Origin of the sequence: Deinococcus depolymerans, from assembly GCF_039522025.1 — a bacterium.
In the GTDB taxonomy this organism is placed as follows: domain Bacteria; phylum Deinococcota; class Deinococci; order Deinococcales; family Deinococcaceae; genus Deinococcus; species Deinococcus depolymerans.
Window position 1 is genome coordinate 403,460 of the sequence record NZ_BAAADB010000029.1, and the last position, 10,174, is coordinate 413,633.

General features: G+C 72.2%; 10 protein-coding genes. 8 read left to right on the forward strand and 2 right to left on the reverse strand.

The genetic code is table 11. The features are described from left to right. Positions 1-82 precede the first annotated feature (82 nt). Complete coding sequence (locus ABDZ66_RS14540; RefSeq protein WP_343760295.1) at positions 83-922, reverse strand: metallophosphoesterase; 840 nt, start codon at positions 920-922, stop codon at positions 83-85. 169 nt (positions 923-1,091) lie between these two features. Next, a complete protein-coding gene (gene hspR, locus ABDZ66_RS14545) occupies positions 1,092-1,802 on the reverse strand; it encodes a heat shock protein transcriptional repressor HspR, fused homodimer type (protein WP_343760297.1) in 711 nt (236 codons plus the stop codon). 154 nt (positions 1,803-1,956) lie between these two features. Between hspR and ABDZ66_RS14550 the strand changes: the two genes are divergently transcribed. From ABDZ66_RS14550 to ABDZ66_RS14585, 8 genes are all read left to right on the forward strand, one after another. Next, positions 1,957-3,336 (forward strand): dipeptidase, encoded by a 1,380-nt coding sequence (locus ABDZ66_RS14550; protein WP_343760299.1) that lies wholly within the window; start codon positions 1,957-1,959, stop codon positions 3,334-3,336. Next, a complete protein-coding gene (purN, locus tag ABDZ66_RS14555; protein WP_343760301.1) occupies positions 3,333-3,908 on the forward strand; it encodes a phosphoribosylglycinamide formyltransferase in 576 nt (191 codons plus the stop codon). The genes ABDZ66_RS14550 and purN overlap by 4 nt, the downstream gene beginning before the upstream one ends. Positions 3,909-4,248: 340 nt before the next feature. After that, positions 4,249-4,734: a PaaI family thioesterase gene (locus ABDZ66_RS14560; RefSeq protein ID WP_189063296.1), complete on the forward strand. Its 486-nt coding sequence runs from the start codon at positions 4,249-4,251 to the stop codon at positions 4,732-4,734. A 60-nt stretch (positions 4,735-4,794) separates the two neighbouring features. Beyond that, on the forward strand, positions 4,795-5,214 hold the full coding sequence (gene mce, locus ABDZ66_RS14565; protein ID WP_343760306.1) for a methylmalonyl-CoA epimerase: 420 nt from the start codon (positions 4,795-4,797) through the stop codon (positions 5,212-5,214). After that, positions 5,211-5,585, forward strand: a complete 375-nt coding sequence (locus ABDZ66_RS14570) for a VanZ family protein (RefSeq protein ID WP_343760308.1) — start codon at positions 5,211-5,213, stop codon at positions 5,583-5,585. The genes mce and ABDZ66_RS14570 overlap by 4 nt, the downstream gene beginning before the upstream one ends. Before the next feature lie 120 nt (positions 5,586-5,705). Beyond that, positions 5,706-6,653 (forward strand): AAA family ATPase, encoded by a 948-nt coding sequence (locus ABDZ66_RS14575; protein WP_343760310.1) that lies wholly within the window; start codon positions 5,706-5,708, stop codon positions 6,651-6,653. A gap of 1 nt (position 6,654) precedes the next feature. Continuing rightward, positions 6,655-9,585, forward strand: coding sequence for a transglutaminaseTgpA domain-containing protein (locus ABDZ66_RS14580; RefSeq protein ID WP_343760312.1), 2,931 nt, complete (start codon positions 6,655-6,657; stop codon positions 9,583-9,585). Between the two features lie 237 nt (positions 9,586-9,822). Then, a complete protein-coding gene (locus ABDZ66_RS14585) occupies positions 9,823-10,098 on the forward strand; it encodes a polymorphic toxin-type HINT domain-containing protein (RefSeq protein ID WP_343760314.1) in 276 nt (91 codons plus the stop codon). The last annotated feature ends 76 nt before the right edge of the window (positions 10,099-10,174 follow it).

Sequence of the window (10,174 nt, forward strand, 5' to 3'; positions counted from 1 at the left end):
TCCACGCCCGGAGCCCGCCCTCTCCTCCTGCTCGCCTCGCGCGGGTTGAAAGAGTTTGCAAACCGTTCAACCGCAGTCCGTGTCAGTAGAAGTCGCCGCCGCTGGGGAAGCTCACGACCTCCGCGATCCCGTGGCGGTTCAGGCGGGCGATGAACCCGGCGTCCTCGCGGTACGCCATGCCGCTGTCCATCGCCACGCACAGCCGCCCCGCGTACGGAATGGGCGCGCCGGCTCCCAGGGTCGGGCCGTGCAGGTGCTCGTCGAGCAGCACGTACACCGGCGTGTGGCCGTGCGCGATCCGCTGCCCGCCGAAGGTGTCCAGCACCGCGCGGGCCTTGTCCTCCCCGGCGCCCAGCACGAACGCGAACCGGTCCGTGAAGGCGTTCAGGAACGCGCCCCAGTCGTCCGGGTCCGGGTTGGTCATCAGTTCCAGCACGGCGGCGTTCACGCCCTCGATGCTGCTGCCCAGCTTCTGGTACATCAGGCTGTCCGCATGCATCAGCAGCCAGTCGTGCGAGGTCGCCATGGCCGGCCGTTCGGACAGCCACGCCAGGTCGCTGGGTTCCAGCAGGTCCGCGTCCCGCACCTGACCGCCGTTCTCCAGCCAGTACTCCCGGTACCCATAGCGGTCCTGCGGGTCGCTGTGCCGGAACACCAGCGCCGCCAGGAACATCACCTCATGGTTGCCCAGCAGCGCCGTCACCTGCCCGCCCACCTCCTGCGCCTGCACCTCCAGGCTGCGGATCAGGCGGATGACACCCACGCCGTTCGGGCCGCGGTCCACGTAGTCACCCAGGAACACCACGTGCGCGTCCCCGGCCGTCCAGCTGCCGTCGAAGTCGATCAGGCCGGCGCGCAGCAGGATGGCGCGCAGCTTGTCGTACGCGCCGTGAATATCCCCGATCACCCACAGCGGCCTCATGCGCGCCGCCCCCGCACGGAGCAGGCGACGAGGGACGGGGAAGGGCAGGACAGCGGGACTCCGGCCGGAGGGGAGGGGCAGTGTTCAGGAAGGCCGCAGTTCACGTCCCGGAGTGTAGCGCCCCCGCAGCGGCCCGCGAGGACGCCCTGCCACACCCCGGCACCCCGCGTCACCCGTCGTCGGTGTCCGCGCCGTCCCCTTCGGGCAGTGTGCGCCACTTCGTCATGCGGTCCGTGATGTCGTCCTGAATGCGCCGCACGTTGCTTTCCAGCCCGGCGCGCGTGGAATCCAGCTGGTGACGCAGCCGCATGATCTCCTCGACCCCGGCGAGGTTCACGCCGAGTTCCTGCGTCAGGCGGCGGATCTCGCGCAGGTGCTCGATGTCCCGTTCGCTGTACAGCCGGGTCTTGCCGCTGCTGCGCCCCGGACGGATCAGCTGCTTGCGTTCGTACAGCCGCAGCGTCTGGGGGTGCATGTCCACCAGTTCCGCCGCGATGCTGATCACGTACACCGGCCGGTCCTTGGGGTCCACCTTGCCGTCCGTGCCCGGCAGTTCACGCGGCTGCGCCTGCGCCCGCAACTCGTCCTCGATGCGTTCGATCTCCGCCTCGAACTCACCCTGGATGTCGTCCAGTTCATGCTGGAGGCGCATGACCTCCTCGACCCCGGCGAGGTTCACGCCGAGTTCCTGCGTCAGGCGGCGGATCTCGCGCAGGTGCTCGATGTCCCGTTCGCTGTACAGGCGGGTCTTGCCGCTGCTGCGACCGGGGCGGATCAGACCCTTGCGTTCGTACAGCCGCAGCGTCTGGGGGTGCATGTCCACCAGTTCCGCCGCCACGGAGATGACGTACACGGGCCGATGTCTGGAGTCAGAGGGCATAACTTCCGTTGAGTATACCCGCGTCAGTGTTTCTGCAATGGAAGGGCAGCAGGCAGTGGGGTGTGGGCCGCGGGGAGTGGACTGGGCGCGGCCTGCATCCCACGGCCGCCCGATCCTGGACGCCCGGCGCGGGTCAGCCCGTATCATCCCCGGTATGACCCATCAGACTCCGGACCTGAGCGCCGCCCTGAACCGTGAGCAGGCGAACGAGGAACTGTTCGCGCTGCTGCGCCTCCCCTCGGTCAGCGCCGACCCGACCCGCACGGCCGACATGGCCGCCACCGCCGAGTTCCTGCGCGCCAAACTGGCGGGGCTGGGCTTCACGGCCCGCATCGACCCGACCGCCGGGCACCCCGTCGTGTACGCCGAACGCCTGAACGCCCCCGGCAAACCCACCGTGCTGATCTACGGCCACTACGACGTGCAGCCCGAGGCGCCCCTGGAAGAGTGGGTCACGCCGCCCTTCGAACCTGCCATCCGCGACGGGCGCATCTACGCGCGCGGCAGCACCGACGACAAGGGCCAGGCGTACGCGCACGTGAAGGGCGTCGAACTGCTGCTCTCGCAGGGCGAACTGCCCGTGAACGTGAAGTTCCTGCTCGAAGGTGAGGAGGAGATCGGCAGTCCGAACCTCGAACCGTACCTGCGCGACCACGCCGGGGAACTGAAGGCCGACGTGATCGTGATCAGCGACGGCAGCCGCTTCGCGCCCGACGTGCCCACCATCACGTACGGCGTGCGCGGCCTCAGCTACGTCGAGATTCACGTGCAGGGTGCCAACCGCGACCTGCACAGCGGCAGCTACGGCGGTGCCGCCCCCAACCCCATCAATGCCCTCGCGGAGATCATCACGCGCCTCAAGGACGACCAGGGCCGCGTGACCATCCCCGGCTTCTATGACGGCATCGACGACCTGACCCCCGAGGAACGCCAGATGTGGGCCGACCTGCCCCACAGCGACGACGAATTCGCCGCCAGCATCGGCGTGCCCGCCCTGCCCGGCGAGGCCGGGTACACCACCCTGGAACGCCTGTGGGGCCGCCCCACCCTCGACGTGAACGGCATCTGGGGCGGCTACCAGGGCGAGGGCAGCAAGACCGTCATCGCTGCCAAGGCCGGCGCGAAGGTCAGCATGCGCCTCGTCCCCGGACAGGACCCCGAACGCATCACGCAGCTCATCACCGACTACGTCCCCACCCTCGCGCCCGCAGGGACCACCGCCACCGTCCACCCGCACCACGGCGGCCGTCCCTTCAAGTTCGACCTGAACAGCCCCTACAACCTCGCCGCGAACCGCGCCCTGCACCGCGTGTACGGCCGCGACGCCGTGTTCGCCCGCACCGGCGGGAGCATCCCCATCGTCGCCGCGTTCAACGACCTGCTGCACGCCCCGGTCCTGTTCGTGGACCTCGGCCTGAACGAGGACGCCCCCCACAGCCCCAACGAGAGCTTTGCCGTCAGCGACTACCACAACGGCATCCTGACCAGCGCGTACCTGCTTCAGGAACTCGGCGCACCCAACACCGCCGAATGAAGCTCGCGTTCCTCGCCTCGCACGGCGGCAGCGCCGCGCGGCACCTCGTCGAGGCCTGCCGCGCGGGCGACCTGAACGCCACGCCCGTCGCACTGGTCAGCAACAACAGCCGCTCCCCGGCCCTCGCCTGGGCGCGGGAGGCGGGCCTCACGACCGCGCACCTCAGCAGCGCGAAGCACCCCGACCCGGACGCCCTGGACGCCGCCATCCTGGACGTCCTCGTCAGCGCGGGCGCGGACACCCTGGTCCTCAGCGGCTACATGCGCGAGATCGGCCCGCGCGTCCTGACGCACTTCGCGGGCCGCCTCGTGAACATCCACCCCAGCCTCCTGCCCCGCCACGGCGGACGCGGCATGTACGGCGACCGCGTCCACGAGGCCGTCCTCGCCAGCGGCGACACCGAGAGCGGCGCCACCGTCCACCTCGTCACCGCCGGGATCGACGAGGGCCCCATCCTCGCGCAGGCCCGCGTGCCCGTCCACCCCGGCGACGACCTCGCCAGCCTCAAGGCCCGCGTGCAGGCCACCGAGGGTGAGCTGATGCTGCGGGCCGTCCGCAGCCTGGGCGGGTAGCACCCCCGCTCACTCCAGCCGGATCATACGGACTCCGATTGAATGGGCTGCAAAGCCCGCTGGGTCCGAGCGAAGCGAGTGGGAGCTGGGCGGGTTCCGGACGTGGAGTCGGCAATCCGGTGAAGTTCCGGATTGTCGGCGAAACAAACGGAATCCGTATCAGCCGACCGGATCCCGCCCGCAACGGGTCGGAACCGGTCGGCTGAACGCTTGCCCAGCCGGCTGCACGCGGTCCGGGCGTTCGTGCTGGGTGGTGCGGGGTCGGGGTGATGCGCTGCCGGCTCTCCGCTTATACTTGAACTCAGTTCAAATTCTGTGCTCGACCCCGGAGGTTCCACCCATGACCCAAGCTGCCACCCTGCCCGCTTTCGCTGCCCAGGCCGTCAAGAAGGCCCTGCACGACATTCCCATGAACGCCACGGTCGGCGTGCAGATCACGGACGTGGGCGTCGGCTGGGCGACCGGGGAGGCGCCGGACACCGCGCCGTTCCGCAACCACCTGGGCACCATTCACGCGGGCGTGCAGTTCCTGCTGGCCGAGGCCGTGAGTGGCGCGGCGTTCGCCGGGGCGTTCGCGGCGCAACTGGCGGGCGCCGTCCCCCTGATCGAGAAACTGGAAACGCACTACGTGAACCGCGCCGTGGGCGACCTGACCGCGCGGGCCGAGGCGGCCGACCCGGCGGGGATCGCGGCGGCGCACGCGGAGTTCGCGGCGGACGGTAAGGCCCGCCTGATCGTGAACGTGACCGTGCAGGACGGCGAGGGCAAGGACGTGATGCGCGCTGTCGCCCACTGGTACCTGCGCGCCCGCCCCCAGGCGAAGTAACGGGGATCAGCGGTCAGTGGGCTCGCCCCGCCGCCCGCGCCCGTGCTTTACCCTGCGTGCATGACTGTGTTGCTGCTGGATCACGTGGCGATCGCCACCCCGGACCTGGAGGCGGGCTCCGCGCCGTACGTGGCGCTGGGCCTGCACCCGGAAGGGCCGGACGAGGAGGTCGCGTCGCAGGGCGTGCGGGTGCGGGCGTTCCAGGTGGGGGAGACCCTGATCGAACTGCTGATGCCCACGCGGGAGGACAGTCCCATCGCGGCCTTCCTGGCGCGCAAGGGGCCGGGACTTCATCACACGGCGTACCGCGTGGCGGACCTGAACGCCGAGATGACCCGCCTGCGCGCGGACGGCGCGCGTTTCCTGAACGAGGAGCCCACGCCGGGCCGGGCCGGGTCGCGCGTGGCGTTCCTGCACCCGAAGTGGGGGGCGGGCACCCTGATCGAACTGGTCGAGCACCCGGCGGGCGGGCACGGTTGAGCGCCGCTCGCCCCAGGCCGCTGTGGTGGGTGCCGGCGCTGCTGATCATGGCGGTCATCTGGTGGCTGAGCAGCGCCCCGAAAACGCCGGGCCCGTCGCTGGAACACCCGAAGGACTGGATCGCGCACTTCACGGCGTACCTGGCGCTGGCGTTCACGCTGGCCCGCGCGACCGGGCGGCGCGGCGCGGCGCTGGTGATCGCGGCGTGGTTCGGGGCGCTGGACGAGGTGCATCAGGCGTTCGTGCCGCCGCGCGAGGCGGGCGTGCAGGACTGGCTGTTCGACGTGGCGGGCGCGTGGCTGGGGGGCCGGCTGGCGTTGCCGGTGCGTCCGGCACCGCGGGAACCGGTGAACCCGGAGCCGCCGACCTGACCGTCCGGGCGGACCGCGCCGCCCGAGACGCACCCCGCTGGAAAAGAGCCGGATGGACGCGGCGTGATCCCGTCGCGTCCGTCGCAGTTCTGTCAGAGTCGGGCCGTTAGGCTACCCGGCATGACGACCGCCCTGACCATTCCGACTTCCGACGGGCACGTGGCGGCCCTGCAGGCGGCCCTGACGCAACTGGACAGCGTCATCCTGGGGAAGGGCGGGCAGGTGCGGCTCGCGCTGACCTGCCTGCTGGCACGCGGGCACCTGCTGATCGAGGATCAGCCGGGCGTGGGCAAGACCACGCTGGCGCAGGCGCTGGCCCGCACCTGCGGCCTGGAGTTCCGGCGCGTGCAGTTCACGGCGGACCTGCTGCCCGCCGACCTGACCGGCGTGAGCGTCTGGGACGCCCCGGCGGCCGCGTTCCGCTTCGTGCCGGGGCCGGTGTTCAGCGAGATGCTGCTGGCCGACGAGATCAACCGCGCCACGCCCCGCACGCAGGGCGCGCTGCTGGAAGCCATGGAGGAACGGCAGGTCTCGGAAGGCGGCGTGACCCGCCCGCTGCCGCAGCCGTTCTTCGTGATCGCCACGCAGAACCCGGCGGCGTTCGTGGGCACCAGCCCCCTGCCGGAAGCGCAACTGGACCGCTTCCTGATGACCGTCACGCTGGGCTACCCGGACGTGCGCGCCGAGCGGCAACTGCTGGAAACGGGCGGCCGCAGCCAGAGCGTCCGGGATCTGGGCGCCGTCCTGAGCGCCCCGGCCCTGCTGGCCATGCAGGCCGGGGTGGACCGTGTGCACGCCGCCGCGCCGCTGCTGGATTACCTGCAACTGCTGGCCCGCGCCACCCGCGAGCACCCCGCGCTGGCGGCGGGCCTGAGTCCGCGCGCGCTGCTGGCGTTGCTGGCCGCCGCGCGCGCCTGGGCGTACCTGCACGGGCGGCCCATGGTGCTGCCCGAGGACGTGCAGGCCGTGTTCCCGGCGCTGGCCGCGCACCGCCTGCCGCCCCGCGACCCGTCCGTGAACGTGAGCGCGATCCTCACGGCGCTGCTGGCCGACACGCCCATCCCCTGAGATGACCCGCCCCGCGACCACCGCGCCCGCCCCCGCCTCCCGCCTGAGCGCCGCGCTGCACCTGCGACCCACGGGGTTCGGGCTGGCGTTCCTGATCCTGATCCTGCTGACACTCATCGGCTGCGTGAACTACGGCCTGAGCCTCGGGTACGGCCTGACGTTCCTGCTGGGCGGCGTGTGGGTGATCACGGCGGCGCAGGCCATGCGGGCCGCGCGCAGCCTGACCCTGACGGTCCGTCCGTCCGGCTCCGCGCACGCCGGGCAGGACGCCCCGCTGACCGTGCAGGCCCAGGCGTCCGGGGACAGCGGCACGCTGGAAATCCGCCTGCACGCCCAGGGCCGCGAGCTACGTGCGGCGCTGCACGTACCCGCAGGCGGCGCGGCAATGAACGTGGCGTTCCCGACCGCCGTGCGCGGCCCCCTGACCCTGAGTGTGCAGGCGTCCGCGCTGGACCGCCTGGGCCTGTGGCGCGCGGCGCTGCCCGCCCCGCCCGCCCCGCTGACGCTGCTGGTGTGGCCCGCCCCGGAACGCCCGGTCCCGCCGGTCCCCGTCCGCGCGGCGCCCGGCGTGGGCGGCGAGGGCCTGCGCGGCCCCGGTGACGAGGAATTCGCGGGCCTGCGCCCCTACCAGCCGGGCGACTCGCCCCGGCAGGTGTCGTGGCGGCACGTGGCCCGCACCGGGCAACTCCTGACCCGCGAGACCGACGCCGCGCGCGGACACGCCACCGACCTGCACTGGCAGGACGCCCCCGGCGACCCCGAGGCCCGCGCCTCCCGCCTGAGCGCCTGGGCGCAGCACCTCTCGGCGCTGGGCACGCCGTTCGCGCTGACCCTGCCCGCCACGCACCTGAAGGCCGCCAGCGGCGAGGCGCACCTGCACGCCACGCTGAACGCCCTGGCGACCGTGGACCCCCTGCCCGCCGCGCCCGTCCCCGCCAGGGGCGCGGCGCGGCTGGTGTCGCACGCCGCCACGCTGGTCACGCAGGCCACGCCCCCCACCCTGCTGGCCCTGGCGGTCACGCTGGCGCCCGGCGCGCTGCGGCAACCCGTGTGGATCACGCTGCCGGTTGCGCTGCTGCTGGCGCACGCCCTGGCCCGCGTGCAACCGCGCCCCGGCCGGACCCTGACCCCGCTGCCCGTGTGGCTGCTGGCGCTGCTGGCCGTCGGCGGGGCCGCCGCGCTGATCGCCACGCAGGGCACCCTGCTGGGCCGCGACGCCGGAACGGCCTTCCTGGGCCTGCTGATCGCCCTGAAAACCGCCGAGAGCCGCTCGCCCCGCGACGGACGCATCCTGATCCTGCTGGGCCTGTTCATGACCAGCACGCACTACTTCTACAGCCAGGGGCCGCTCGCAGCGCTGCACACCCTGCTCAGTGCCGCGTTCCTGCTGGCCGCCGCGCCCGCCTGGATCGCCCCGGCCCCCCGTGACTCCGCCGGCCCGGAGATGGCTGAACCGGCCCGCCCGGCCACGCTGACCTTCCCGCTGCGGGACTCCCTCCTGCGTGCCGGCCACCTGCTGATCCTGGCCGCGCCACTGGCACTGGTGCTGTTCGTGCTGTTCCCCCGCCCGGCCGGGCCGCTGTGGCAACTGCCGGTGCGGGGGCAGGCCACCACCGGCCTGAGCAACGAGATCAGCGCCGGCGAGTACTCGAACCTCGCGCAGAACAGCGCCGTCGCCTTCCGCGCCGACTTCCAGGGCGCGCTGCCCCGCCCCGAGGAACGCTACTGGCGCGGCCCCGTCTACGAGGAGTACGACGGCCGCACCTGGCGGCAGGTCCGCGTGCCCGGCGGAACGCCCAGCGTGGACGTGACCGGCCCACCCCTGAACTACACCCTGACCCTGGAACCCAGCGGCAACCCCTGGCTGCTGGCCCTCGACGTGCCCCTGAGCGTCCCGGACGGCGCGTTCCTGACCACCGCCTTCCAGGCCGTCACCCCCCGACCCGTCACCACCCGCCGCCGCGTGGAACTCCAGAGCCGCGCCGCCCGCCTGGGCGTGCAGGAGGACCCGGACCGACTGGCCTTCGACCTGCAACTCCCCGCCGGACAGAACCCCCGCGCGGTCGCCCTGGCCGCCCGCTGGCGCAACCTGAGCCCCCAGGCGCGCGTGCAGGCGGGCCTGGAGCTGCTGCGCACCGGGGGCTTCACGTACACCCTGACCCCACCACTGCTGCCCGAACAGGACCGCGTGGACGCCTTCCTGTTCAGCTCCCGCCAGGGCTTCTGCGAACACTACGCCAGCGCCTTCGCGGTCCTCATGCGCGCCGCCGGCCTCAGCGCCCGCGTCGTCGGCGGCTACCAGGGCGGCGAGCAGAACGGCCCGTACCTGATCGTGCGCCAGCAGGACGCCCACGCCTGGACGGAAATCTGGCTGCCCGGCCAGGGCTGGGTCCGCGTGGACCCCACCGCCGTCGTCGCGCCCGCCCGCGTCAGCGCCGGCCTGAACACCGCCCTGACCCGCCCGCAGGCCGCCGCCCCCGCCGCACCCGGCACCCTCAAACGCCTGCAACTGCGCCTGGACGCCATCCAGAACCGCTGGAACGACCTCGTCGTCGACTACGACGGAGGCCGCCAGAGCGACCTGCTCACCCGCGCCGGACTGAGCGGCGTGGGCAGCACCCCGTACCTGCTGCTGCTCCCCACCCTGATCGCCCTCACCCTGCTCCCCGCCCTGCTGCTCGCCCGCCGCCGCGCCCGCCCCACCGACCCCGCCAGCCGCGCCCTGCACGACCTGAGCGTCCGCCTGCACCTGCCCCGCGCCCCCGGCGAAACCCCCACCGCGTACATGACCCGCGCCGCCACGCAACACCCGCACCTGCACGCCGCCCTTCAGGACGTCCTGAACGCCTACCACGCCGCCCGCTACGCCCCGCACCCCACCCCGGACACCCTGACCCGCCTGCGGCAGGCGGTCCGACGCGTGCGCCGCTGACCGGAACGAGAGGCTCCCGCCACCCGACACGCACGACCGGGAACGGCAGGAACATCCCGTTGTTCCCCGGAGCGGCACTGGACGGCAGTCCATCGTACCCACCAGTCAGGTCAGAGCCCGGATAACAAGCTGGAGTTCATCGAGACGACCCCCGAGCGTCTCTTCTTCGTCGCACAGCCCGCCGATGCCCAGCCCAGGCCCGCGCCGGAAGGCCACAGCGACCTGAGCCGGAACTGGGTGGGCGCGGGGCATCTCAAGATCGGGGATACCATCAAGCAGGCCGACGGCACCACCGGATTGGTCGCCAACGTCACCACCGTGCAGCAGACGCGCGAGATGTTCAACCTCACCGTCAGCGAAGCCCACACCTACTACGTCGGGCAGGATGGGTGGCTGGCACATAATGCCCCTGCTGCAACTGGAATCGGTCTTAAGCAAGTTGCTTTTGAATTCACGCTACCCTCCAGCGTGTGGGTAGTTGGCTGGAACTATGCCCGACAGGGAACGCCTTGAGGCCGTGACAGCCACGCTCGCAGCGTCCAAACGCGATCGGTCAGCCCAATCGCCATCGCCGGTGTGCGCTGGAGGT